The sequence below is a fragment of the Pseudomonas sp. B20 genome (genome assembly GCF_020515755.1).
Classification (GTDB): domain Bacteria; phylum Pseudomonadota; class Gammaproteobacteria; order Pseudomonadales; family Pseudomonadaceae; genus Aquipseudomonas; species Aquipseudomonas syringae.
The window spans coordinates 134785-161120 of sequence record NZ_JAHPJG010000003.1 but is presented as its reverse complement, the minus strand read 5'-3'; the positions used below and the strand labels follow the sequence as shown (position 1 = coordinate 161120).

Below are 26336 nucleotides of genomic sequence, written 5' to 3'. Positions count from 1 at the left end.
ACTCCATGCCTGTGCGTGCCTCGCTGCTGCTCTGTGTTGTCGTTTTGCTGACAGCGTGCGTGTCCACCGGCAACGTCAACCCGCTGACGACGGCCCAGGGGCGCGAGGAAGCGCGCAAGGCTTACGTGCAACTGGGGCTGGGTTATTTTCAGCAGGGCCAGACCGAGCGAGCCAAGGTTCCGCTGAAAAAGGCGCTTGAACTCGACAGTTCCGATGCGCAGGCCAACGCCGCGCTGGCCCTGGTGTTCCAGACAGAGATGGAGCCGGAGCTGGCAGAGCAGTACTTTCGCAAGGCGTTGGCCGCCAGCAATAACGAAACACGTATCGTCAACAATTACGGCAGTTTTCTGTTCGAACAAAAGCGTTACAAGGAAGCCTACGAGCGTTTTGAACAGGCGGCTGCCGACAACCTGTATCCTGAGCGGTCACGGGTTTTTGAAAGCCTGGGCATGACCTCGCTGAAGCTGGGCAACCGCGAGCAGGCTCGCGAGCATTTTACCAAGGCATTGCGCCTGGACCGTCAGTTGCCGTTATCCTTGCTGGAAATGGCTCAGCTGTCCTACGAAGACAAGCAATATGTGCCGGCGCGTGACTATTACGACCGTTTTAGCCAACTCAGCGAGCAAAATGCACGTAGTCTATTGCTCGGTACACGGCTGGCGAAGATATATGATGATCGTAACAAGGCGGCCAGCTTTGGCCTGCTGTTGAAAAGACTCTATCCCGGTACGCCGGAATATCAGCAATACCTGTCGGAGCAATGATGAAAGCGGCGCATCCCGAAGTTGTAGCAACCAATCGCGTGAATCCTGGAGAAACCCTGCGCCAGGCCCGCGAGAGCAGGAGCTGGTCGCTGCCAGATGTGGCCTTGAGACTCAATCTCACCGTGACCTCCCTGACCAATCTGGAGAACGGCCAGTTTGAAAAGCTGCCTGGGCATACGTTTGCCCGGGGCTACGTGCGTGCCTACGCCAAACTGCTTGACCTCGATCAGGCGGCGCTGGTCGAACAGTTCGACCAGTTCACCGGCACTGACGGTAAGGGCAGTTCGGTTCACGCGCTGGGCCGTATCGAAGAGCCGGTCAGGCTGTCGCACAACATTCTGCGTATCGTCAGCCTGCTGTTGCTGGTGATCCTGGTCGGTGGTGGTTTCTTCTGGTGGCAGGATCAGGCGACCTTGCGCGGCAAGGATCAGTCCGGGCTGAACATGGAGCACGTCGAAGTCGAAAGCGCCGACGGCACCACGCAGATTCACCCGCTCGACGAGCCGGAAGAGCCTGCTGTGGCTGAAACGCCTGCCTCCGGACAAACTTCCTTGCCGTTGAATACCGGTGCGCCTGCCAGTGAGGCGCCAGCTGCTCCGCCTGCGGCCCCGGCTTCCAGCGTCACAGGTCACGCAACCGCACAACCGCAGACACCTGCTGCCGCTACGCCGCCGGCGAGCGCGCCTCAAGCCCCCGTTGCTGCGCCGAACGTACCGTCGATGCCGACTGCACCTGCCGAGCAGCCAGCGCCTGTCGTGGCGGGTGCCGGTCAGGTGACCGTACAGTTCGTTGCCGACTGCTGGACCCAGGTCACTGACGGGAACGGCAAGGTGCTGGTCAGCGGCCTCAAGCGCAAGGGCGAGAGTCTGGATGTCAACGGCAAGCCGCCGTTGACCCTGCGTCTGGGTTACGCGCGTGGTGCGCAGGTCAGCTACAACGGTCAGCCTGTGGATGTAGCACCTTTTACCAGCGGCGAAACTGCTCGCCTGAAGCTAGGGCAATAAGTCATGCACGGCGAATCTCCAATCAAGCGTCGCGAATCCCGGAAAATATGGGTCGGTTCCGTACCTGTCGGCGGTGATGCGCCGATCGCGGTGCAGAGCATGACCAACAGTGATACCAACGATGTCGCCGCTACCGTGGCACAGATCAATCGTCTCGAAGCGGCAGGTGTCGACATCGTGCGTGTTTCGGTGCCGGACATGGACGCTGCCGAAGCCTTCGGCCGCATCAAGCAGCTGGTCAAGGTGCCGCTGGTCGCCGACATTCACTTCGATCACCGCATCGCCTTGCGTGTGGCGGAGCTGGGCGTCGATTGTCTGCGCATCAACCCGGGCAATATCGGTCGTGAAGACCGTGTGCGGGCGGTCGTCGATGCTGCGCGTGATCGCGGCATCCCGATCCGTATCGGCGTCAATGCCGGTTCGCTGGAAAAAGACCTGCAGAAGAAGTACGGCGAGCCTACGCCAGAGGCCCTGGTAGAGTCTGCGCTGCGCCATGTCGAGCACCTGGAACGCCTGAACTTTCAGGACTTCAAGGTCAGCGTCAAGGCTTCCGATGTGTTCATGGCGGTCGCTGCTTATCGGCTGCTGGCCAAGGAGATCGTTCAGCCGCTGCACCTGGGCATCACCGAAGCCGGTGGCTTGCGTTCGGGTACGGTGAAATCGGCTGTCGGTCTCGGTATGCTGCTTGCCGAAGGAATTGGCGATACTATCCGCATCTCGCTGGCGGCTGACCCGGTCGAGGAAGTGAAGGTCGGGTACGACATTCTCAAATCGTTGCGCCTTCGTTCGCGTGGAATCAACTTCATCGCCTGCCCGAGCTGCTCGCGGCAGAACTTCGATGTGGTCAAGACCATGAACGAGCTGGAAGGTCGACTCGAGGATTTGCTGGTTCCGCTCGATGTCGCGGTTATCGGTTGTGTGGTCAACGGTCCGGGCGAAGCCAAAGAGGCGCATATCGGCCTGACCGGTGGCACGCCGAACCTGATCTACATCGACGGCAAACCCGCGCAGAAACTGACCAATGACAATCTCGTGAATGAGCTGGAACGCTTGATTCGCGAGAAAGCGGCTGAAAAAGCCGAAGCCGACGCCTCGGTCATCGTGCGCGGCTAACCCGGATTGCTAAGGATTTTCTGTGAGTAAGTCTCTACAAGCCATTCGTGGCATGAACGACATCCTGCCCGAGCAGACGCCGCTGTGGCGTCACTTCGAAGGCACTGTTGCCCGTCTGCTGGATAACTACGGTTACCGGCAGATTCGTATGCCTATCGTCGAATTCACCGAGCTGTTCAAGCGCTCCATCGGTGAAGTGACCGATATCGTCGAGAAAGAGATGTACACCTTCGCCGACCGCAACGGCGACTCTCTGACCCTGCGCCCTGAAGGCACTGCCGCGTGCGTGCGTGCGGTCCTCGAGCACGGCATCACTGGCGGCGGCCAGGTTCAGAAACTGTGGTACATCGGTCCGATGTTCCGTCACGAGCGTCCACAGAAAGGCCGTTATCGTCAGTTTCACCAGATCGGTGTCGAGGTTTTCAACCTCGACGGTCCGGATATCGACGCCGAACTGATCGTCATGACCTGGCGCCTGTGGGGCCTGCTGGGCATTCGCAACGCCGTCAAGCTCGAGCTGAACAGCCTGGGCACCAGCGAGGCGCGTGCGCGTTATCGCGAGGCGCTGGTCGAATACCTCTCGGCACGTCTCGACCAACTGGACGAAGACAGCCAGCGCCGCCTGAAAACCAACCCGCTGCGCGTGCTGGACACCAAGCACCCTGAAACCCAGGCTGTGCTGGTCGATGCGCCGAAGCTGGCGGACTACCTGGATGACGAATCCCGCGTTCACTTCGAAGGCCTGAAGGCCCGTCTGGACGCCGCTGGCATTCCTTATGTGATCAATCCCAAGCTGGTGCGTGGCCTGGATTACTACAGCAAGACCGTTTTCGAATGGGTCACCGATCAGCTCGGTGCCCAGGGTACGGTCTGTGCGGGCGGTCGTTACGACGGTCTGGTCGAGCAGATGGGCGGCAAGCCTACTGCAGGCGTCGGTTTCGCGATGGGCATCGAGCGACTGGTTCTGCTGCTCGAAACCCTTGAGCAGGTCCCGGAAGAGATTGCCCGTCAGGTCGATGTCTACCTGTGCGCATTTGGCGAAGCGGCCGAACTGGCGGCACTGGCACTGACCGAAAAGGTCCGTGATCAGCTGCCGACTCTGCGGTTGCAAGTCAACGCCGGTGCCGGCAGCTTCAAGAGCCAGTTCAAGAAAGCCGACAAGAGCGGTGCGCTGTACGCGCTGATCCTCGGCGAAGAAGAACTGGCGGCCAAGGTCATTGGCGTCAAACCCCTGCGTGGCCAGGGTGAACAACAAAATATTGCCTGGGATGCTCTGTCAGAGCACCTGGCCTCCTGCGTCGTGCAGGGTTGAAGCTGATTTAACAGCCGTTTAGCGAATAGGAGTATTGGGGTGTCGGGTACCGAAGATGAAGAGCTGGCGGTAATGAAGGACTGGTGGCAGCGCAACGGCAAACCTCTGTTGACCGGCGGTCTGCTTGCGCTGGTCGTGGTTCTGGGTTGGCAGTTCTGGCACAGGTATCAGGCCAGCCAGTCGCAAGGCGCCTCGATGCTTTATCAGCAATTGCTGGAAACCGCACTGACGCCCAGTGGCCAGGCAGACACTGCACGTGTCGCCGAGATCTCCGGCAAACTGAAAAGCGAATTCGGTGGCACTACCTACGCACAGTTCGGTAGCCTGTTCGTCGCCAAGGTGGCGGTCGATGCCGGCAAGCTGGATGATGCTGCAGCCGAGCTGAAACCCGTGGCCGACAAACCTGCCAACGACACGCTGGGCGAGATTGCCCGTCAGCGTCTGGCACGCGTGCTGGCTGCGCAGAACAAGACCGATGACGCGCTGAAGCTGCTCGACGGCGATGCCGACAAGGCTTTCCTCGCCAGTCGTGAAGAACTCAAGGGTGACCTGCTGGTACAGCTGGGTCGTACCGACGAGGCGTATGCTGCATACCAAAAGGCCAAATCTGCTCTGTCCGAAGACGCAGCAGTGGGTGGCCTGCAAATGAAGCTCGACGATCTGGCGAAAGGGGATGCGTGACGTGATTCGTTGGAAACATGCAGCATTGCTGGCTCTGGCCATTCTGGCCGCGGGTTGCAGCAGCAACAGCAAAAAGGAATTGCCTCCGGCCGAGCTGACCGACTTCAAAGAAGAAGTGGTTTTGCACAAGCAGTGGAGCCGTTCCGTTGGCGACGGTCAGGGCAAGACTTATAACATGCTCGTGCCGGCCATTGATGGCGACCGCATCTATGCGGCTGACGTCACGGGCGAAGTCGTGTCGCTGGACCGTCTGACCGGCGACGTGATCTGGAAGAAAGATCTCGATCTGCCCGTTTCCGGCGCAGTCGGCGTGGGTTACGGCCTGGTAATGATCGGCACCCTCAAGGGTGAAGTGATTGCCATGGACGCCACGTCCGGTGAGGAAAAGTGGCGCGCTCGTGTCACCAGCGAAGTGCTGGCTCCGCCTGCCACCAACGGTTCTGTGGTCGTTGTCCAGACTCAGGATGACCGCATCGTCGGTTTTGACGCTTCGACCGGTTCGCAGCTCTGGATCTACGAAAGTACCCCAGCGGTGCTGACCCTGCGCGGCACCGGTGCTCCACTGGCAACCAACCGTCTTGCCGTAGCGGGTCTGTCGACCGGCAAGGTCGTCGCGCTGGATATCACCAACGGCGTGCCGGTCTGGGAACAGCGCGTTGCCATCCCGCAAGGTCGCTCGGAACTGGATCGTGTCGTCGATATCGACGGCGGCCTGCTGCTGTCCGGCGGTACGCTGTACGTCGCTACCTATCAGGGTCGCGTCGCCGGTCTCGATCTGGAAAGCGGTCGTGTGCTCTGGCAGCGTGATGCTTCGAGCTACTCGGGTGTCGCCCAAGGCTTTGGCAGCGTCTACGCCACTCTGGCCTCCGGCACTGTCGAAGGTATCGACGAGCGTTCGTCCTCTGCACTGTGGAGCAACGAATCACTGGCTCGCCGCCAGCTCGGCGCGCCGGAAGTGTATTCCAGCTACGTAGCGGTCGGTGACATGGAAGGCTACCTGCACCTGTTGAGCCAGGTGGACGGTCGTTTTGTCGGTCGCGAACGTATCGACAGCGACGGCCTGCGTGCGCGTCCGCTGGTGGTTGGGGACATGATTTACGTGTATGGCAACAGCGGCAAACTGGAAGCCCTGACCATCAAGCAATAAGTGTCCATGCCCGGGGCCAATGGCCCCGGGTGCCCTTGCTTCGGCAAGGCTGCGGTGCCTTTGTGGCATCGCCCCGAACTCCGGCCGCTGCCCTGCAGCGGCTTTTGTATTTTCTGAAATAACGAAGTGGAGAGCCGCATGGTTCCCGTAATCGCCCTGGTGGGTCGACCGAACGTCGGCAAGTCCACCATGTTCAACCGCCTGACCAGGACTCGCGACGCCATTGTCGGCGATTTGTCCGGTCTTACCCGTGATCGCCAATACGGAGAGGCGAAGTGGCAAGGGCGCTCCTATATTCTGATCGACACCGGCGGTATCTCCGGTGACGAGCATGGCATGGACGAAAAGATGGCCGAGCAGTCGCTGCTGGCCATTGAAGAAGCCGATGTGGTGCTGTTTCTGGTGGACGCCCGTGCGGGCTACACCGCTGCTGATCAGATGATTGGTGAGCACCTGCGCAAGCGCAACAAGCGTTCCTATGTGGTTGCCAACAAGATCGACAACATCGACGAGAACCTGGCGCGTGCCGAGTTCAGCCCGATGGGTCTGGGCGACGCCATTCCGGTGGCCGGTGCCCACGGCCGTGGCATCTCGCAGATGCTCGAAATCGCCCTGCGGGAATTCCCCAGGGACGAGGACGAGCCTGAAGAGGGCGCTGAGGTCGAGGAAGTCGCCGAAGGTCAGGAAGCCAAGCGCATCCCCGGCCCGAGCGAGAAAGACGGCATCAAGATCGCCATCATCGGTCGTCCCAACGTCGGCAAGTCGACGCTGGTCAACCGTATGCTGGGTGAAGACCGGGTTATCGTCTATGACGAGCCAGGCACCACGCGTGACAGTATCTACATTCCCTTCGAGCGTAACGAAGAGAAGTACACGCTGATCGACACCGCCGGTGTGCGCAAGCGCGGCAAGATCCACGAGGAAGTCGAAAAGTTCTCGGTGGTCAAGACGCTGCAGGCCATCAAGGACGCCAACGTGGTGATCTTTGTGATGGACGCCCGCGAAGGTGTGGTCGACCACGACCTGAACCTGCTGGGCTTCGCCCTTGAAGCGGGTCGTGCGCTGGTCATCGCGCTGAACAAGTGGGACGGCATGACGCCGGGCGAACGCGATTTCGTGAAGATCGAGCTGGAGCGCCGCTTGTTCTTCGTCGACTTCGCCGACATCCACTTCATCTCCGCGCTGCACGGCACGGGCGTGGGCAACCTGTATCAGTCGGTACAGAACTCGTTCAAGTCCGCGGTCACACGCTGGCCAACCAGCCGCCTGACGCAGATTCTCGAAGATGCGGTCAGCGAGCATGCGCCACCGATGGTCGGCAGCCGCCGCATCAAGCTGCGCTACGCCCACTTGGGTGGTGCCAACCCGCCGCTGATCGTGATCCACGGTAACCAGGTCGAGAAGGTACCCAAGTCCTACGTCCGTTATCTGGAAAACACCTATCGGCGTGTGCTCAAGCTGGTCGGTACGCCGATCCGTATCGAGTTCAAGGGCGGCGAGAACCCATATGAAGGCAACAAGAACACGCTCACTGACCGTCAGGTCAACAAGAAGCGTCGGATGATGTCGCACCACAAGAAGGCCGACAAGAAGCGCCGCGACAAGCGCTGAGTCAGCATCGGGAAAAAGGCGCTTCGGCGCCTTTTTTTGTGGCCGTTTAATGGGCTATCCTGCTTGACCCGTGCCGCCCGGTGCCGGGAGATTGCAGGGAAAGGGTTCCATGATCGACAGCAAGTTGCCCAACGTGGGCACCACTATCTTCACCGTCATGTCACAGCTGGCCGCCGAAACCGGGGCTATCAACCTGTCCCAGGGGTTTCCCGATTTCGACGGGCCGCAGGCGCTGCGTGATGCGGTCTGCCGACACGTCACTCAAGGCCATAACCAATACTCACCGATGACCGGGCTGCCTGCGCTTCGTCAGCAAGTTGCGGCAAAGATCGCCCGCAGCTATGGGCGTACGGTCAATCCGGACAGCGAAATCACCATCACGCCGGGTGCCACGCAGGCGATTTTCTGCGCGATCCACAGCGTGATTCGCGCCGGCGACGAAGTGATCATTTTCGACCCTTGCTATGACAGTTACGAGCCTGCCGTCGAACTGGCCGGTGGGCGCTGCGTTCATGTGCAACTGGGGCTGGATGACTTCTCCATCGACTGGCAAAAGCTGAGCGATGCGCTGAGCCCGCGTACCCGCATGATCGTCATCAACAGCCCGCACAACCCCAGCGGCGCGTTGATCAGCCGTGCAGAGCTCGATCGGCTGGCCGCGCTGATCGCCGATCGCGACATCTACCTGCTCAGCGACGAAGTCTATGAACACCTGGTGTTCGACGGCGCACGCCATGTCAGTGTGCTTGACCACGAAGCGTTGTATCAGCGCGCCTTCGTCGTCAGCTCGTTCGGCAAGACGTATCACGTTACTGGCTGGAAAACCGGTTACGTGGTCGCGCCGCCTGCGCTGACGTCCGAGCTGCGCAAGGTGCACCAATATGTGAGCTTCTGCGGTGTCACGCCGTTGCAGTACGCATTGGCCGACTTCATGGCCGAACACCCGGAACATGTCGACGAGCTGCCAGGCTTCTATCAGGCCAAGCGTGACTTTTTCTGTGGTCATCTGGCCGAGTCGCGTTTCAGCTTCCGGCCGGTGGGCGGGACTTATTTCCAGTTGGTCGACTACTCGCAGATCAGGCCCGACCTCAACGACGTCGACATGGCCTTGTGGATGACCCGCGAGCATGGTGTGGCGAGCATTCCGATTTCTGTGTTCTACCAGAGCCCGCCAGCAGGGCAGCGCCTGATCCGCCTGTGCTTCGCCAAACAGGAAGAGACGCTACGTCTGGCGGCGGAGAAACTATGCGCGATATAAGCGGGCTGCCGAACCTCAACCTCGCGCTGATCCAGACCACGCTGGCGTGGCATGATCGCGAGGCCAATCTCGAGCATTTCGAGCCATTACTGGATCAGGCGCGCGGCGCGGATCTGGTAATCCTGCCAGAGATGTTCACCACCGGATTCTCGATGGAGTCCGAGGCCCTGTCAGAGCCGGAGGCCGGGCCTACATCGGTATGGCTATTGGCTCAGGCCAAGCGTATCGACGCTGTGGTGACCGGCAGCGTCATGATGCGCGCTGCCGATGGCAGTCATCGCAATCGCCTGCTGTGGGCGCGACCGGATGGTGAGCTGCTGCATTACGACAAGCGCCACCTGTTTCGCATGGCCGGTGAGCACGAGCATTACACGCCGGGTGATCGCCAGGTGATGTTCGAACTCAAAGGCTGGCGCGTGCGCCCGCTGATCTGCTACGACCTGCGCTTTCCGGTCTGGAGCCGTGACGCTCAGGACACCGACCTGTTGCTGTACACCGCCAACTGGCCGGGTGCGCGGCGTCTGCACTGGAACCGCTTGCTGCCTGCCAGAGCCATTGAAAACCTGTGCTATGTGGCGGCAGTCAATCGCGTTGGGTCGGACGGCAAGGGCTTTGCGTACACCGGTGACAGTCAGGTTCTGGATTTCCAGGGCGAGAGCCTGTTGAGCGTGGGCGAAGCGGACGGGGTGTTCAAGGCGACGCTTGGCGCGGCAGACTTGCATGCCTACCGCACACGGTTTCCAGCCGGGCTGGATGCTGATTCGTTTAATATTGAGTAAAAGTACTTCAGAATGTTTCTGATCGGCCGATAGCCTCTCCAGAATTCCTGGAGACCGCCATGACTACCATCAATACATCCACACTGAACAGTTACTCGAGCTCGTTGACCTTAGCGATCAAACCTACCGAGGCTGAAACAGCCAAGGCCGCGACTGCTGCTGCCACCACGACTACTGAAACAGAGAAAAGCTCTGATCAGGCGTCCACCGAAGGTGGCAAGGCCGGTGCGGCGGGTGGTGGCGGCAGCGTGGGTGGCTCCAGCGAATCGTCGCTCAATCAGACCATCGAACAGATAAAGCAGCAGATCAAGGATGCTCAGAAGCAACTCGCCGAGCAGAAGGCGCAGTTGGCTGCTGCTCAAAGCGGTAAAGGCTCAGCGGAAGAGAAGGCGCAGAAATCCATGGCGATTCAGGGCCAGATAGCGTCCACCAGCGCCAACTTGCAGACCTTGCAAGCGTCGTTGTTGCAACTAGAGACTGAAGGTGGCGTGAATACCACTGCGTGATATCTCCTGCCGAGCGCCCGAAGTGACGCTCATCATGCCCACGCACAGTGTTGCGTGGGCATTCAGCTGCTTGCGCCCCTGATCAGGCGGCGCAGCGTCCAGCGTTGCCTGTCACTCGTTGACGTTCATGAACTTGCGGGCCCACTCTACGTAGTCTTCAGGCTGCGTATAGGTGTGGGTCAGTTCGGTCGCGCTCATGTTCGATTCGCTGCCCAGGATCTGACGCTGCTCGCGCAGGCAGTCATAGGTGGCCTTGATCGCCGCGAAGTATGCCGCGTGACCATGTACGCAGACCCTTACGCCCATCTCGGCAAGACGCGCGTTGTCGTGCAGTTCCGGGTTGCCGTACGTCACCAGCATCAGCGGCACGGTCACGCCTTCGGATATCTGCGCCAGGTGATCGAAGTCACGAATGCCGACGATGGTAATGCCGTCAGCCCCGGCAGCCTGGTACTGCTGAACCCGGCTGATGGCTTCCTGAACCGGAATGATCGCCGCGTTGGTACGAGCGAAAATCGACATCTCCGGATCGACACGCGCTTCCAGCGCTGCGCGGATCTTGCCAACACCTTCTGCAGTGGAAATCAGATCAGTGGATTTGCGTCCGAACTGCGCCGGCAGCAGGGTATCTTCGATCGTCAGTGCAGAAATACCGGCACGTTCCAGTTCGACAACGGTGCGCATGACGTTAAGGGCATTGCCATAACCATGGTCTGCGTCCGCGATGACCGGGAGCTGTGCGACACGGCCGATGCGCGTGGCCTGTTCAACGAATTCGCTCAGGGTGATCAGGGCGAAGTCAGGGGCTGCCAGGACTTGCAGCGACGCCACGGAGCCGCCGAGGATGCCTACTTCAAAGCCCAGATCCGCTGCGATTCGCGCTGACATGGGGTCGAACACCGAGGCTGTGTGAAAGCAAGCGTTCGACGAGGTGAGCGCACGGAAGCTGCGGCGCAAATCTTGATGGGAAGCCTTGGGCATAATCGCTCCAAATGTGATTGGATCAGCTCAGCGTACCGAGGCCGATGGTAATTTCAATGCACGGTGGGTCTGCCCGAGCATTCTTTTCGTCCGGAAATCAATGCAATAGTCGTCTTGGTTTTATAGGAAAGGTGCAGCTGGCAGGTAAGTCCGAGCAGGCATCGTCAGCATATGAATTGCTGTTGGATTGGGCGCGCTCTGGAGTAAGGGCAGCATGCTACCACAGCATAAATGAAAAAGATTATGCCGAAACAGGCAGGGTCATGCGCGGAATGCAAGAGGCTGGTGCAGCGTAAGGCGGGGAGGGAAGAGGACGATGCGGATGGCGGACCTGCGTCCGCCATCCGGCTATCGAATCAGGCAGCTTTGGCCTGGGTCTGGCTGAGTGAACGATTCAGGGCACTGAACAGGGCACGGAAGCTCGCTGTGGTGATGTTTTCATCGATGCCCACACCATGCACGGCGCGTTCGCCATTCACGCGCAGCTCGATGTAGGCGGCCGCCTTGGCGGTGGTACCCGAACCGATCGCATGCTCGTTGTAGTCCATGATTTCCACGGCCAATGGCAGACCGGCGACCAGTGCTTCCAGGGCGCCCTTGCCCTTGCCACGCCAGTGCTGGGTTTCACCGTCGACATGCACCTCGGCATCCACCGAGCTGTTGCCGTTCTCTTCCTGCAACTTATGGCTGATCAGCGCATAAGGAACGTTGGCTTGCAGGTATTCACGACGCAACAGCGAGTGAATCTGCTCGGCCGTCATCTCCAGGCCCAGACGATCGGTTTCACCTTGGACCACCTGGCTGAACTCGATCTGCATGCGGCGTGGCAGGGAAATGCCATATTCCTGTTCCAGCAGGTAAGCGATACCACCTTTGCCCGACTGGCTGTTGACGCGAATCACCGCCTCGTAGCTGCGACCGATGTCGGCCGGGTCAATCGGCAGGTAGGGCACTTCCCACAACTCGCCTTCCTTCTGCTGGGTGAAACCCTTGCGGATCGCATCCTGGTGCGAGCCGGAGAACGCGGTGTGAACCAGGTCGCCAACGTACGGATGACGTGGGTGCACAGGAATCTGGTTGCACTCTTCGACGACCTTGCGCACGCCGTCGATGTCCGAGAAGTCCAGCTCTGGATTGATGCCCTGGGTGTAGAGGTTCAGCGCCACGGTGACCAGATCAACGTTGCCGGTCCGCTCGCCATTGCCGAACAGGCAACCTTCGACACGATCCGCGCCGGCCATCAGGCCCAGTTCGGTAGCGGCCACGCCAGTGCCACGGTCGTTGTGGGTGTGCAGGCTGATCAGCACGCTGTCGCGGCGGGTAATGTTGCGGCCGAACCATTCGATCTGGTCAGCGTAAATGTTGGGTGTCGCCACTTCCACGGTGGCCGGGAGGTTAAGGATTACCTTGTTCTCGGGCGTCGGGTTCCACACCTCGATTACCGCATCGCAGACTTCCTTGGCGAATTCCAGCTCGGTCGCACTGAAGGTTTCCGGCGAGTACTCGAAGGTCCACTGGGTTTCAGGCTGTTGTGCTGCATATTTGACGAACAGCTTGGCCGCGTTGACCGCGATCTCTTTCACCCCGGCCTTGTCCTGATTGAAGACAATGCGGCGGAACGACGGGCAGGTCGCGTTATACAGGTGAACGATGGCTTTTTTGGCGCCGCGCAGTGATTCGAAGGTGCGGGCGATCAGGTCTTCGCGAGCCTGGGTCAGTACCTGGATGGTGGTGTCATCCGGGATGTGGCCGTCTTCGATCAGGGTACGCACGAAGTCGAAGTCAGTCTGCGAAGCCGATGGAAAGGATGCTTCGATTTCCTTGACGCCAACGCTGACCAGGGTTTTCCAGAAGCGCAGCTTCTTGGCCGCGTCCATCGGCTCGATCAGCGACTGGTTGCCGTCGCGCAGGTCGGAGCTGCACCAGATCGGCGCTGCATCGATGGTCTTCGAAGGCCAGGTGCGGTCAGGCAGATCGATGGTCGGGAACGCGCGGTACTTCTTCGACGGGTCTTTGAGCATGGTCATCAGGAAATCCTTTTGTATTCACGGGGCCGGGGTTGGGCGGCCTGCCGTTCTGGATAAATAGCACAGGGAGTTGCGAACACAGGGACGAGGCACAGCATGCTAGCCAGGCAGTCGGGCGCTGACCAGGCTGAGGCACCGGTGTTGGCGCAACAGAATAAGGGTTTGAGAGGTTTTCATGAGGCCAACCGTAACCATTGGCATGGATGATGGCAAGCATTTGAAAAAGATTGGAATAAATTCTCGAAAAGGCGTCTTTAGCGATTTTTTATAGCGAAATATGAAGCTTTATGTGCGGGTTGTTGTTGTTGGGCGAAAGCGATGTGCGCAATGAGGGGGCAGGTGAGCGAGCGCCGTAACGCTCGCTCACCAACAGGCTTACGGTTGAAAAGCGCCGATGAAGATCGCCGGGTCTACGCGCGCATCGTTGAGGCTGACGTTCCAGTGCATGTGCGGCCCGGTTGCGCGACCGGTGGCGCCGACTTTGCCGACCACTCCGCCACGCGGGACGAGGTCGCCGACCTTCACGTCGATCTTCGACATGTGGCAAAACATGCTGATGAAGCCTTGCCCGTGATCGACGAATACCGTGTTGCCATTGAAGAAGTAATTGCCGGTCAGGATGACCTTGCCCGCTGCCGGGGATTTGATCGGCGTACCGGCCGGCACAGCGAAGTCGAGGCCCGAATGCGGGTTGCGCTCTTCGCCATTGAAGAAGCGACGTACGCCGAACTTGCTCGACAGCGGGCCGTTGACCGGCTTGTCCAGAATCAGGTTGCTTGGCGTGCCTGGGCTGAAACTGCGGTAGGCGCGCAGTTGCTCCGCCAGTTCGCCCTCGATGCGTTTGTTGTCTTCAGGGTTGGGATTGACCTGACGTTTGTTCTTGAGCGTGATGTGCTGCTCCGGGTATTTCTTGCTGCCAACGGTGAAGTTGAGCGTACGCCCGCCGGACGTCACTTGCTGAGTGCCGGGTTTGACGGTCAGCGGAATGCCGACGATGGCCAGCCAGCGCGTGCCCTGTTCCTTGACCACCAGCACCGGTTTGCCTTGATAGGTGGCGGTCGGTGCCTGAGCGCCGGTGCCCAGATCGATAACCGCCACGCCGCCGGGCACCGGCTTGTCGAGTGCGCGAGTGATGAAACTGTCGGCGTGGGCCGGGAGGCAGAACAGCAGGGCGAACAGCGGGGCGATAAAACGTAGCATCAGGCAGTCAGTCCAGAAGGGAGAGGGTCACAGGTGTGAGGTGATTGTCTTCGACGCGCACGTGCAGTTCGCCTTCGCCGAGCCTGGCGGTAAGCCGTTGGCCCGTTTGCGTCTGTGCAGCGTTACGGATCGCGTGGCCGCGCTCGTCGAGCAGGATGCTGTAACCGCGTCCCAGTGTGGCAAGCGGGCTGACCACGTTTAGGGTCTGCACCTGACTTTGCAGTTGTAGCTTGCGTGCCTTGATCTGTTCACGAATGGCCCTCGGCAGACGCTCGGCCAGGGCATCCAGACGCTGGCGCAAAAAGGCCAGGGTCCGGCCTGGGTGCTGGGCAGCAAGGCGGCTCTGCATGTGCGCCAGACGCAGCTGACGTTGATGCATGTTCTGTTCGAAGGCGCGGCGCAGGCGCATGTCCAGGTCGTCCAGCCGTTGCGACTGCTGACGCAAGCGCTCGCCGGGGTGACGCAGACGCCGGGAAATACCCTCAAGACGCAGCCGCTCGCGCATCAGGCGGTCCTGCATGCGGCTGACCAGTCGCCGGTGCAGGTTGTCGACGCGTCGATGCAGGTCGCTGGAATCCGGAGCGAGCAGTTCGGCGGCAGCGGAGGGCGTCGGTGCGCGTACGTCGGCGACAAAATCGCTGATGGACACATCGGTTTCATGCCCGACAGCGCTGACGATCGGCGTCACGCACGCGTCGATGGCACGGGCGACGGCTTCTTCGTTAAAGCACCACAGGTCCTCCAGCGAGCCGCCGCCACGGGCCAGGATCAGCGCATCGAAGCCCCTGCTGTCGGCTAGCTTCAGTGCGCGGACAATCTGGTTGATCGCCTCGCGACCCTGAACGGCTGTGGGAATCAAGGTCAGCTCGACCCGCGGCGCGCGACGGCGGAACACGCTGATGATGTCGCGGATCACCGCACCGGTCGGAGAACTGATGATCCCGATACGTTGCGGGTGCAGTGGCAAAGCGACCTTGCGCTCGGCGCTGAACAGGCCTTCGTCGCTGAGCTTGGCTTTCAGCGCATCGAACGCCAGGCGCAACGCACCATCACCGGCAGGTTCCACGGTGTCGAGAATCAGTTGATAGTCGCCACGGCCTTCAAACAGCGAAACCTTGCCGCGCACCTTGACCTGCAAGCCGTCCTTGAGCGCCTGACGCACCCGCGCTGCGCTCTGCCGGAACAACGCGCAGCGTACCTGCGCGCCAGAGTCCTTCAGCGTGAAGTACACATGGCCCGATGCCGGGCGCGAGAGGTTGGAGATCTCGCCCTCGACCCAGATGCTGCTGAACACGTCTTCCAGCAGCACGCGGGCGCGGCCGTTGAGCTGGCTGACAGTAAGGACTTCCCGGTCGAGGCCGAGTCTTGCGAAAGGGTCTTTGATCATGTCGGGCATCATAATGGCAATGCCGGTCTGGCGCACAGGTCTGTCTCGTCGGTAAAGGCAGGATTGCTTCTTGACCTGAATGGCCAGCCCATTAAGCTGCGGCCTCGAACAGCTTTAAGCGACGCTCCGTTATGAACACCCAAAGCATCATCGTCCCGCAAATCTCCACCTTTCCCGGGCACGAGGCCAAGGCGCGGCTGATCCTGCGCTGGCTGGTCAAGCTCGATGTGGTCGAGCCAGAGCTGACCACGTGCGGACGTACCTATAACAAGATGGCCTACGCGGTGGCACCGGGCGCGAAGCGAGTGGTGAAGAATCCCGACGCGCTGCCGTTCGGGCAGGTCGTCAACGGCCTGGAAATCGTCACCAAGCGCTGCATCTATAACCCGCTGAACGACTTTGCCGAAGAGGCCGGTTGCCCGGAGTGTCGCCGCGAAGTGGGGGAGGCGCTGTTCGACAGCCTGGAAGACTGGATGCCCGGTCACACTGATAACTTCACTTGCCCTGAATGCCGCCACGAAGATGACATCAACGGCTTTCTTTTTCTCGACGCCTGCGGGTTTTCCAACCTCGGCTTCATCTTCAACAACTGGCTGGATGCGTCGTTCACGCAGACCTTTCTGGATGACTTCGCCGAACGTCTGGATCGCCCGGTCTCCTGCGTTAATGTGCGTCTATAAACAGCTTTGATAATAGGCTGAGGTTTACATTGAGCCGGGCGGGGTCTGTGGGTATAATGGCGCGCTTCCAATTTCCCGCCCGGGAGCCCCCGCGATGCTGCGTATCAGTCAAGAAGCCCTTACATTCGACGACATTCTCCTTGTGCCCGGTTATTCCGAGGTACTCCCTAACGAAGTCAGTCTGAAAACCCGTTTGACCCGTGGCATCGAGCTGAATATACCTTTGGTCTCTGCTGCAATGGATACAGTCACCGAGGCCCGTCTGGCAATTGCCATGGCCCAGGAAGGCGGTATCGGTATCATCCACAAGAACATGACCATCGAGCAGCAAGCTGCCGAAGTGCGCAAGGTCAAGAAGTTCGAGGCCGGTGTCGTCAAGGACCCGATCACGATCGAAGCCGACGCCACTGTTCGCGATCTGTTCGAACTCACCCGCATGCACAACATTTCCGGCGTACCGGTCCTGCACAATGGTGACTTGGTCGGCATCGTGACGTCCCGCGACGTACGCTTCGAAAACCGTCTTGATGTCCCTGTTCGCGAAGTGATGACGCCCAAAGAGCGTCTGGTCACCGTGCGTGAAGGCGCCGACAAGAACGAAGTCCGCGAACTGCTGCACAAGCACCGCCTTGAAAAAGTCCTGATCGTGGATGCCAATTTCGCGCTCAAGGGCATGATGACCGTCAAGGACATCGAGAAAGCCAAGGCTTACCCGCTGGCCAGCAAGGACGATCAGGCTCGCCTGCGTGTCGGCGCTGCAGTCGGTACTGGCAAGGACACCGGCGAACGTGTCACCGCACTGGTCGCGGCTGGCGTTGACGTCGTGGTCGTCGATACCGCTCACGGCCACTCCAAAGGCGTGATCGACCGCGTCCGCTGGGTCAAGGAAAACTTCCCTCAGGTGCAGGTCATCGGCGGCAACATCGCCACTGGCGAAGCGGCCAGGGCACTGGTTGCCGCAGGCGCCGATGCAGTCAAGGTCGGTATCGGCCCGGGCTCCATCTGCACCACGCGTATCGTTGCCGGTGTCGGCGTGCCGCAGATCAGCGCCATCGCCAACGTCTCCGCTGCCCTTGAAGGCACTGGCGTGCCGATGATCGCCGACGGCGGTATCCGCTTCTCCGGTGACCTGTCCAAGGCCATCGTGGCTGGCGCCTCCTGCGTGATGATGGGCTCGATGTTCGCCGGTACTGAAGAAGCGCCAGGCGAGATCGAACTGTTCCAGGGCCGTTCCTACAAGGCCTATCGTGGCATGGGCTCGCTGGGTGCGATGTCCCAGGCGCAAGGCTCGTCCGATCGCTACTTCCAGGATTCGTCCGCAGGTGCCGAGAAGCTGGTGCCGGAAGGTATCGAAGGCCGTGTGGCCTATAAAGGTCCGTTGTCGGCCATCATCCATCAGTTGATGGGCGGCCTGCGTTCCTCCATGGGTTACACCGGCAGTGCCGATATCGAGCAGATGCGCACCAAGCCCGAGTTCGTTCGCATTACTGGCGCCGGTATGGCTGAGTCCCACGTCCATGACGTGCAGATCACCAAGGAAGCGCCGAACTATCGCGTCGGCTAAAGCCTCCAGCTTCAAGCCCCAAGCAATCAGCTACAAGCGGTAGTTACGCAAGTGTAACTACCGCATTGATTCCGACAACTTGCCGCTTGCAGCGTATAGCTTGCAGCTGCTCAGAGAGTTTCCATGGCCCTCGACATTCACGCCCACCGTATCCTGATCCTCGACTTCGGTTCCCAGTACACCCAGCTGATCGCCCGCCGCGTGCGCGAAATCGGCGTGTATTGCGAGCTGCATCCGTTTGACATGGACGACGAAGCGATCCGCGAATTCGCTCCAAAAGGCGTGATCCTCGCCGGCGGCCCCGAGTCCGTACACGAAGCCGACAGCCCGCGCTGCCCGCAAGCGGTATTTGACCTGGGTGTGCCGGTTTTCGGTATCTGCTACGGCATGCAGACCATGGCCGAGCAGTTGGGCGGCAAGGTTGCCGGTTCCGAGCTGCGCGAGTTCGGCTACGCTCGCGTTGACGTAGTCGGCAAAAGCCGTCTGCTTGATGGTATCGAAGACCATATCGACGCCGACGGCCTGTTTGGCCTCGACGTATGGATGAGTCACGGTGACAAGGTCACCAAACTGCCGGAAGACTTCCACATTCTGGCCAGCACCCCGAGCTGCCCGATTGCCGGTATGGCTGACGACGCTCGCGGTTACTACGGTGTGCAGTTCCACCCGGAAGTGACCCACACCAAGCAGGGCGGTCGCATCCTGTCGCGCTTCATCCTCGACATCTGCGGCTGTGAAGCACTGTGGACCCCATCGAAGATTGCTGAAGACGCTATCGCTCAGGTTCGCGCTCAGGTCGGTACTGACAACGTGTTGCTGGGCCTGTCCGGCGGCGTTGACTCCTCCGTGGTTGCGGCGCTGCTGCACAAGGCCATCGGCGATCAACTGACCTGCGTATTCGTCGACAACGGCCTGCTGCGCCTGCATGAAGGCGAGCAAGTGATGGCCATGTTCGCCGAGAACATGGGCGTCAAGGTAATCCGCGCCAACGCCGAAGAGCAGTTCCTGAACAACCTGGCAGGCGAGAGCGATCCAGAGAAGAAGCGCAAGATCATCGGCCGCACCTTCATCGACGTGTTCGATGCCGAGTCCTGCAAGCTGGACAACATCAAGTACCTGGCGCAAGGCACCATCTACCCGGACGTCATCGAGTCGGCTGGCGCGAAAAGCGGCAAGGCCCACGTCATCAAGTCGCACCACAACGTGGGCGGCCTGCCGGAAGAAATGAACCTCAAGCTGGTCGAGCCACTGCGCGAGCTGTTCAAGGACGAAGTCCGCCGCCTGGGCCTCGAACTCGGCCTGCCCTACGACATGGTCTACCGCCACCCATTCCCAGGCCCAGGCCTGGGCGTGCGCATCCTCGGCGAAGTGAAGAAGGAATACGCCGACATCCTGCGTCGTGCCGACCACATCTTCATCGAAGAACTGCGCAAGGCCGACTGGTACCACAAGGTCAGCCAGGCGTTCGTCGTGTTCCAGCCGGTCAAATCAGTCGGCGTCGTCGGCGACGGCCGCCGTTACGCCTGGGTTGTGGCGCTGCGTGCGGTGGAAACCATCGACTTCATGACTGCTCGTTGGGCGCACCTGCCTTATGAGCTGCTGGAGACGGTGAGCGGCCGGATCATCAATGAGATCGAAGGGATCTCGCGGGTTACTTATGACGTGTCGAGCAAGCCGCCGGCTACGATTGAGTGGGAATGATTGGACGTCCGGCATTGTCCGGCACCCACTAGCAAGAAATGCCATGGAGCCCGCTTAATTGCGGGCTTTTTGGGTCTGGCCGATCTCTTTTTGAGAATGATGTGATTACTTTTCACGCAATATGCTCACCCCCAGCCTACCTGCGAGCCGAGTCAGGTTCGCGCGATCCAGATTAAGACCTCTAGCTGCAGCAGAAACATTGCCTTCTGAAAGCCTGAGAGCCTCTTCCAATATCGCTTTCTTGTATCCGTCGACAGATGATTTGAAATCGTGAGACGGGAGCTGCTGTGCAAGGATAGAGCCTGACTTTTCCGCAACCCTCTCGGAGGGCGATTCCAGGAGGTCAAGGTCCTGCAACTCCAGCGACAATACACTCTGCCTTTTCAAAGACGCCGCCCGTTTTTTTGCTTTCAGCGCCGCCCGTGCCATCAGGTGTTCCAGCTCCCGAATATTCCCTGGCCACGAGTAGCCGACTAATGCTTGGCGGGCAGAGTCGGAAAATCGCAACGAAGGTACGCCGACCCTCCAGCGGTTTTCTTCCGCGAAAGCTCCGGCCAGCAACATGATGTCGTCCCGACGTTCTTTCAAAGAGGGGACGCGTAATGGGTAGACGCTTAGTCGGTGATACAAGTCTGCTCGAAAGCGACCCGCACGCACTTCCTCAATCAGGTCTCGGTTGGTGGCGGCAATCAAACGAATATCGACGACATGGAGCTTGTCGGAACCGACCCGCTGAAGCTGGCCGCCCTGAAGTACTCTAAGCAGGGTGGCTTGTGCGGCCAACGGCAGCTCGCCGATCTCATCCAGAAATAGTGTGCCAGTGCTGGCCACTTCAAATTTACCCAGCCGATTTTCGATGGCTCCCGAAAAGGCGCCTTTGACGTGTCCGAAAAGCTCGCTTTCAATCAGGTGCTCAGGAAGGGCGGCGCAATTGACCGTTATGAACGGTTTGTCCGCTCGCGCCGAGAGATCGTGCAACCGCTGGGCAACCAGTTCCTTACCTACTCCGGTTTCGCCGGTAATCAAAACCGTGAGGTCGCTTGAAGCGACCAGATCGATTTCAGAGAGGAGTTGCCTGAAACTGTCGCTGTTCCCAATCATTTCAGGCTTGGGCCTGCGTGCAGAGAGTCGATAGGCTTCTGCTCGTTTCCGTTCTCCGGCAACGGTGCGCAATAGATCATCAAATCGGGATGCCGCTACGACGGTCGCCGCAGCGAACATGGCAAAGGTCTCGACGGTTTGAAGATCCTGCTCGGAGAACTGCCCCACGGTCAAGGCGTCCAGGGTCAGAACCCCCCAGGTTTTGTCATTGATCCGCAACGAGCAGCCCATGCAGTCGTGCACGGGCAAGGCGCTTGAACCGATCAGGCCGTCATAGGGATCCGGGAAATCACAGTTTGTGGGGAATAGAATGGCCCCCTGCGCTTCAATGATTGCCTTCAGTCGAGGATGGTTTGCGACACGGTAGCGTCGGGCCATTGCGTCACCGGCCAAGCCATGCGCGGCAACAGGAATAAGTTCGCCCTGCTCCAAGCGCAGTAATGCCACAGCATCCGAGGGGACCAGCTCTCGTAACGCGTCCAGAACGCGGTAGTAACGATGCTCGGCAGGCAGCTCTACTGCTAAATCCCCCAAGAGCGGAAGAAGGGCATGCAACGCCTTCAATTGATGAGTCGAAATGACATCTTTTTTCATAGATCAGGTCTTAATAACACAGTCATAAAGACTCTATACGCCTTCGGTTTGTTGTTTTACAAGGCTTTTATGCCTGGCACGGCGGTTGCTCTAACCAGGGTATAGATTCCTTCCCTCTGGAGCCCACCATGCTGACCTCAGCCCAGCGCGACATCATCAAAGCAACTGTGCCTCTGCTTGAAACCGGAGGGGAAGCGTTGATCACTTATTTTTATAAACTCATGCTCGACACGCACCCTGAAGTGCGTCCGTTGTTCAATCAAGCGCATCAAGTTAACGGGTCGCAGCCCCGCGCGCTTGCCAATGGCGTGCTGATGTATGCCAGGAACATCGACAGGCTCGAAAACCTGGGCGGGTTGGCGAGCCAGATAATCAACAAGCATGTGGCGCTGCAGATCCTTCCCGAGCATTACCCTATTGTCGGCTCCTGCCTTTTGCAGGCTATCCGCGAGGTGCTGGGCGCAGAAATCGCGACAGATGAAGTCATCGCAGCGTGGGCCGCAGCCTATCAACAGCTTGCAGATATCCTCATCGCCGGTGAGCAGAGTGCCTATGACGCCATTGCTGCAGCACCGGGCGGATGGCGGGGTGCCCGCCCATTCACAGTCCTGAGAAAGGTGGCCGAAAGCGCTGAAATTACGTCATTTTATCTTGCGCCCGCTGATCATCAGCCCGTTATCCGGCATAAAGCCGGCCAGTACATCGGCGTACGGCTCATGATCGATGGTAAGGAGGTGCGGCGTAACTACTCTTTGAGTGAGCAGGCTAACGGTGTTCGATATCGAATCAGCGTCAAGCGTGAGCTGGGGGGACTCGCGTCTACTTATCTGAATGATTATGTGGAAGAGGGAAGCACCCTCGATGTGTTTCCTCCCTCCGGGGATTTCACGCTTAACGACCATATCAAGCCACTGATACTTATCAGCGGCGGCGTCGGTATCACGCCAACGTTGGCAATGGCCGAGCAAGCGCTGGAGTCCGGGGAGCGACCAGTAACCTTCATTCACTATGCACGTAATGGTCAGGTGCATGCGTTCTCAGACCTCCTGCGAGACTGGCAACAACGCTATCCGCTGTTCAGGGCTCATGTCGTTTATGCAGAGCGAGCCGATCATGAGGTCTACACGCCAGACGCCATTGGCTTTCCCTTAATCACTCACCTTGAACAATGGCTGCCGGCCGACCGCGATGTCGACGTTTATTTCCTGGGACCCAAACCATTCATGGCATTCATGAAACGGGCCTTAAAGGATCTGGGAGTACCAGAGAAGCAGGCCCGGTATGAGTTTTTCGGTCCCGCGCAAGCCTTGGCGTGAGGTTGCAAGGCAACTCTAGGGCAGTGGCTAAAGAGTTCGTATTTGCTTTGGCAGATTCGGCTCAAAGACAATAAATGAGATCAGAGTGATGCATAACCAGGCGTTACCTGCACGAAATAATCAAAACCAGAACTTGCTATGGTCTGCGGTCGCTGCGGCCATGGTAATGGCCATTGGCATGGGCTTTGGACGTTTTGCTTATACCGGCGTCTATCCTGTGATGGTTCACGAGGGCATAGTGAGCCTGCATGACGGCACTTTGGCTGCATCAGCCAATTATGCCGGATACTTGTTAGGCGCTTTACTGGCTGCGCGCTTATCAAGCGGTCATTCACGCAGGTGGATAGTGGTCTCTATCCTCGCCAGCGTGGCGTGCCTGATTGCGCTGGCCTATACCGCACTGCCTTGGCTAATTATCAGCATTCGAGGCGTGGCAGGGCTCTTCAGTGCGCTGTCCATGATCGCCGCATCGCAGTGGTTGTTGCAGCACAAGGGGCATCATGAGGGAGCCCCCATACTCTTTTCAGGTGTGGGCATAGGAATCTTCTTGTCAGCAGAAATTCTGGCCATTGCTCAAGGCGTCGGACTTAACAGTTATAGTCTGTGGCTTACGCTGGGCGCGAGCAGCGCCGTACTAAGCGGCATTGCCATAAAGAAACTGGATAAGCGCTCCACCCATTTAATAGCCCCATCAGCCAGTGAGGCTCCTGGGCGTCATATGGTGTTAGGCGCGTGGCCTTTAATTGCGGCCTATGGGTTGGCGGGTTTTGGCTACATTATTACGGCGACGTACCTTCCGATGCTGGTGAAAAGCGCCTTTGGAGATATGAACCCCGTTCACATCTGGGCTATTTTCGGTCTTGGAGCCGCGCCCTCCTGCTACCTCTGGCACACACTTCACCTGAGATTTGGCACTCACGTTGCGCTCCGTGCAAACCTTCTGCTTCAAGCGTTCGGCGTCATTCTGCCAGTCATATCCCCTACCGTGGTGGGATACGTGGGCAGCGCGATAATTGTCGGCGGAACATTCATGGGCACCGTAACCATAGCCATGCCCGCCGCAAAACGCGTTTCACACACGATTAAGCACAATCTTATCGCTGTCATGACGGCAGCCTACGGCATAGGTCAAATCATTGGACCGTTATTAGCGAGCTGCCTGTTCGCATACAGCGGCTCGTTTAACACTTCGCTGATCGCCGCAGGCGTTGGCCTATTGCTCTCAACACTGCTGACCGTTCGACTTCCTTCCCCACTCCAGACAGACAGGTAGTTAAATGAACACCACTAATTTCTGGTCCAGCATAGGGGTTCGACTACCCATTATTCAGGCGCCGATGGTTGGCGTTTCAACTCCAGTACTTGCTGCCGAGGTTAGTAACGCAGGAGCCCTGGGATCGATCGGCCTTGGCGCCAGCACCCCGGATCAGGCACGAGCCCTTATAAAACAGACGCGCGAACTGACTGACCAACCGTTCAACGTGAACATGTTCTGCCACAGACCTGCCCGTTTTAACCAAACGCAGAACGATACCTGGCTGGCTTATATTGCAAAATGGTTTTCAGAATTCGATGCAGCGCCTCCTCAAGAAATACGCGAAATTTATAAAAGTTTTCTGAGTGACCGGGTGATGCTTGAAGTGCTGTTAGCCGAGCGGCCCGCCGTAGTCAGCTTCCACTTCGGCACACCCGGCTCGGCCTGGGTAGCTGAGCTGCGAGAGGCTGGCATTGTTACGCTGGGTTGTGCCACCACGCTTAAAGAAGCACAAATGCTTCAGAAGGCCGGCGTAGATGCCATTGTCGCGCAAGGCTATGAGGCAGGAGGGCACCGTGGCGTATTCGACGATGCGCCCAATCAGGACAACGAGCTTGGGTTGTTCCCATTGACCCGCATGCTGACAACGCACATACGCTTACCGGTGATCGCAGCCGGTGGGATCATGGACGGCGCAAGCATTAATGCAGCATTGGCACTAGGGGCCGCAGGGGTACAAATGGGAACCGCCTTTATCCTGTGTCCGGAGTCCTCAGCTACGCCCGAGCATCGCGCAGCGCTTATCTCCGCAAGAGCCCATGAAACTCGAGTAACCAGCTATGTATCCGGCCGTCCTGCCCGTGGCTTGGCGAATCGTTTGTACCTGGAAAGCACTGGACAGCAGATCCCTGTCCCAGCCGAATATCCCTTGGCTTATGATGTGACCAAAGCACTGCACGCCGCCGCTGTTCTAAAAGGCTGTCATGATTTTGCCGCTCAATGGGCCGGGCAAGGGGCGCCGCTCGCACGCGCACTCCCTGCAGCAGAATTGATCAAAACCCTGGTGGAAGAGATGCGTTCAGCGTCTAAATCCACAACCTTCCTGTAGAGAGACAATCAATGCCATTGCTGAAAATTGATGTAATAGAGGGCCGTTCGGATCAGGAAATCGAGACGTTGCTGGATGCGATCCACGACGCGATGGTGAACGCATTCCAGGTTCCTGAACGTGACCGATACCAGGTGTTGAATGAACACAAAAGAAATCGACTGATCATTCAGGATACGGGGCTTGGATTTACGCGGTCCGACAAAGTCGTTGTCATCACCGCCATTAGCAGGCCGCGTCCAGCAGAGATGAAAAAGCGGTTTTATGCCCTGATAGCAGAAGGATTGGAGCGCAACTGTGGCATCGCAGCAGAGGACGTCATGGTTTCGATAGTGATCAACAGTGACGAAGACTGGAGTTTCGGTCTGGGGCGCGCTCAATTTCTAACAGGTGAGCTATAACGGAACTTCCGCCAATCACCACCTCGAACTTCACGCTAGATGCTGGGCAAAAATCAATCAGGGTTGGGGCTTATGTGATCTATCAAACGGCCCGAGAACGCAAAGGAATCAGCGCTACTTTACCCGCTGGTGATACGTCCCAATGAGCACTTTCGCGTAAGAGGCTGCCGTCGTGACGGACGTCTCAGCTCCTTGCCGACCGCAAAGCACCTCATTTGAAACTGGCTTGAAGTTCGAGGAAAATCCGCTCAAAGGCACCCCAAGCCCCAACATCGACGCAGGGGTCGCCCAGCAAAAAGATTCGATATTCACATCCCCAAAAACCAAGGACCCCCGTTCATGAAAACCCGATTTTCTCTCAGTTCATCTTTTCTGATCCTGTTGTCGCTGACAGGATGCGCAGCGAATATGGATGCTCCAAAGCACGATCAGTCTGGAGAGAGCGCGCTTTACGGCAGTTGGCATGTTGCAGGCGTAGCGGTATCAGACTCGGGCGTGCAGGCACTGGGGGATGATGATCCGAGTTTTATGGGGCGACGTCTCAACTTCAATCACGACCAGCTTGCATGGAAAGCGTCCACAGACTCTACGGAAGATGTGTGTAAGGGGCCTGTTTTTCATAAGCTTCCGGCGATGACTGGAGCTGAACTGGAGCCGCAACTCCACAAGCTTGGCATCGAAAGAGCTGTGCGCTATAGCGTTGAATGCAAATCTGGAAGCTGGGGTCCTTTTGATAAAGAAACGCCGGCATTTTTCCTGGCACAGGACGGGTCGTTAGCTCTTTCCTGGTATGACGGCGGACTGCTGAAGCTGGTGCGAGACTGATCAAGGGCAGGTCACGCTGCC

Annotated in this window: 23 protein-coding genes; 18 read left to right on the top strand and 5 right to left on the bottom strand. The window is 58.8% G+C overall.

Annotated features, from left to right (window positions below; all coding sequences use genetic code 11):
• Positions 1-5: 5 nt before the first annotated feature.
• From pilW to LIX91_RS04415, 10 genes are all read left to right on the top strand, one after another.
• A complete protein-coding gene (gene pilW, locus LIX91_RS04460) occupies positions 6-764 on the top strand; it encodes a type IV pilus biogenesis/stability protein PilW (protein ID WP_003409116.1) in 759 nt (252 codons plus the stop codon).
• A complete protein-coding gene (locus LIX91_RS04455; RefSeq protein ID WP_226488025.1) occupies positions 764-1768 on the top strand; it encodes a helix-turn-helix domain-containing protein in 1005 nt (334 codons plus the stop codon). Before pilW ends, LIX91_RS04455 begins: the two co-directional genes overlap by 1 nt.
• Before the next feature lie 3 nt (positions 1769-1771).
• Positions 1772-2881 carry a flavodoxin-dependent (E)-4-hydroxy-3-methylbut-2-enyl-diphosphate synthase gene (gene ispG, locus LIX91_RS04450; RefSeq protein WP_003339743.1) on the top strand — a complete coding sequence of 370 codons (1110 nt, stop codon included), beginning with the start codon at positions 1772-1774 and terminating at the stop codon, positions 2879-2881.
• A 22-nt stretch (positions 2882-2903) separates the two neighbouring features.
• The gene (gene hisS, locus LIX91_RS04445) at positions 2904-4193 is read left to right on the top strand and encodes a histidine--tRNA ligase (RefSeq protein ID WP_003409119.1); all 1290 of its coding nucleotides are present in this window, start codon (positions 2904-2906) and stop codon (positions 4191-4193) included.
• A gap of 39 nt (positions 4194-4232) precedes the next feature.
• Positions 4233-4874, top strand: coding sequence for a YfgM family protein (locus LIX91_RS04440; protein WP_003409121.1), 642 nt, complete (start codon positions 4233-4235; stop codon positions 4872-4874).
• Positions 4867-6021, top strand: a complete 1155-nt coding sequence (gene bamB / locus LIX91_RS04435) for an outer membrane protein assembly factor BamB (RefSeq protein ID WP_003409122.1) — start codon at positions 4867-4869, stop codon at positions 6019-6021. The genes LIX91_RS04440 and bamB overlap by 8 nt, the downstream gene beginning before the upstream one ends.
• Before the next feature lie 138 nt (positions 6022-6159).
• Entirely contained in the window at positions 6160-7632 is a 1473-nt protein-coding gene (gene der, locus LIX91_RS04430; protein ID WP_024664416.1) for a ribosome biogenesis GTPase Der, read from the top strand.
• 109 nt (positions 7633-7741) lie between these two features.
• Complete coding sequence (locus LIX91_RS04425) at positions 7742-8890, top strand: pyridoxal phosphate-dependent aminotransferase (protein WP_046236679.1); 1149 nt, start codon at positions 7742-7744, stop codon at positions 8888-8890.
• Positions 8878-9669, top strand: a complete 792-nt coding sequence (locus tag LIX91_RS04420) for an amidohydrolase (RefSeq protein WP_046236680.1) — start codon at positions 8878-8880, stop codon at positions 9667-9669. The genes LIX91_RS04425 and LIX91_RS04420 overlap by 13 nt, the downstream gene beginning before the upstream one ends.
• A gap of 59 nt (positions 9670-9728) precedes the next feature.
• Complete coding sequence (locus LIX91_RS04415; protein ID WP_003415421.1) at positions 9729-10175, top strand: FlxA-like family protein; 447 nt, start codon at positions 9729-9731, stop codon at positions 10173-10175.
• Positions 10176-10286: 111 nt separating this feature from the next.
• On the opposite strand, the gene LIX91_RS04410 is transcribed toward LIX91_RS04415, so the two are convergent.
• The 4 genes from LIX91_RS04410 to xseA form a co-directional block, all read right to left on the bottom strand.
• Positions 10287-11156, bottom strand: coding sequence for an oxaloacetate decarboxylase (locus LIX91_RS04410; RefSeq protein WP_003314188.1), 870 nt, complete (start codon positions 11154-11156; stop codon positions 10287-10289).
• A 356-nt stretch (positions 11157-11512) separates the two neighbouring features.
• Complete coding sequence (gene leuA, locus LIX91_RS04405; protein WP_003415422.1) at positions 11513-13183, bottom strand: 2-isopropylmalate synthase; 1671 nt, start codon at positions 13181-13183, stop codon at positions 11513-11515.
• Between the two features lie 375 nt (positions 13184-13558).
• Positions 13559-14383 (bottom strand): M23 family metallopeptidase, encoded by an 825-nt coding sequence (locus LIX91_RS04400; RefSeq protein WP_226488024.1) that lies wholly within the window; start codon positions 14381-14383, stop codon positions 13559-13561.
• A 7-nt stretch (positions 14384-14390) separates the two neighbouring features.
• Positions 14391-15770, bottom strand: coding sequence for an exodeoxyribonuclease VII large subunit (gene xseA / locus LIX91_RS04395; protein ID WP_003421936.1), 1380 nt, complete (start codon positions 15768-15770; stop codon positions 14391-14393).
• 131 nt (positions 15771-15901) lie between these two features.
• On the opposite strand from xseA, the gene LIX91_RS04390 reads away from it, so the two are divergent.
• The 3 genes from LIX91_RS04390 to guaA all read left to right on the top strand — a co-directional run bounded on the left by LIX91_RS04390 (position 15902) and on the right by guaA (position 19715).
• Positions 15902-16450, top strand: coding sequence for a sugar ABC transporter ATPase (locus LIX91_RS04390; protein ID WP_226488023.1), 549 nt, complete (start codon positions 15902-15904; stop codon positions 16448-16450).
• A 94-nt stretch (positions 16451-16544) separates the two neighbouring features.
• Complete coding sequence (guaB, locus tag LIX91_RS04385) at positions 16545-18014, top strand: IMP dehydrogenase (RefSeq protein ID WP_003314194.1); 1470 nt, start codon at positions 16545-16547, stop codon at positions 18012-18014.
• A gap of 123 nt (positions 18015-18137) precedes the next feature.
• Complete coding sequence (gene guaA / locus LIX91_RS04380) at positions 18138-19715, top strand: glutamine-hydrolyzing GMP synthase (RefSeq protein ID WP_003409133.1); 1578 nt, start codon at positions 18138-18140, stop codon at positions 19713-19715.
• A 105-nt stretch (positions 19716-19820) separates the two neighbouring features.
• Here the strand turns inward: guaA and norR are convergent, their stop codons facing one another.
• A complete protein-coding gene (gene norR, locus LIX91_RS04375) occupies positions 19821-21410 on the bottom strand; it encodes a nitric oxide reductase transcriptional regulator NorR (RefSeq protein WP_003409135.1) in 1590 nt (529 codons plus the stop codon).
• Between the two features lie 128 nt (positions 21411-21538).
• Between norR and hmpA the strand changes: the two genes are divergently transcribed.
• From hmpA to LIX91_RS04350, 5 genes are all read left to right on the top strand, one after another.
• Positions 21539-22726 carry an NO-inducible flavohemoprotein gene (gene hmpA, locus LIX91_RS04370; RefSeq protein WP_226488022.1) on the top strand — a complete coding sequence of 396 codons (1188 nt, stop codon included), beginning with the start codon at positions 21539-21541 and terminating at the stop codon, positions 22724-22726.
• An 88-nt stretch (positions 22727-22814) separates the two neighbouring features.
• Positions 22815-23999, top strand: a complete 1185-nt coding sequence (locus LIX91_RS04365; RefSeq protein ID WP_003409140.1) for a YbfB/YjiJ family MFS transporter — start codon at positions 22815-22817, stop codon at positions 23997-23999.
• Between the two features lie 4 nt (positions 24000-24003).
• Entirely contained in the window at positions 24004-25089 is a 1086-nt protein-coding gene (locus LIX91_RS04360) for an NAD(P)H-dependent flavin oxidoreductase (protein ID WP_003409142.1), read from the top strand.
• 11 nt (positions 25090-25100) lie between these two features.
• Positions 25101-25490, top strand: a complete 390-nt coding sequence (locus LIX91_RS04355) for a tautomerase family protein (RefSeq protein ID WP_003409144.1) — start codon at positions 25101-25103, stop codon at positions 25488-25490.
• A 339-nt stretch (positions 25491-25829) separates the two neighbouring features.
• Positions 25830-26315, top strand: coding sequence for a hypothetical protein (locus LIX91_RS04350; protein WP_032702675.1), 486 nt, complete (start codon positions 25830-25832; stop codon positions 26313-26315).
• Positions 26316-26336 lie beyond the last annotated feature (21 nt).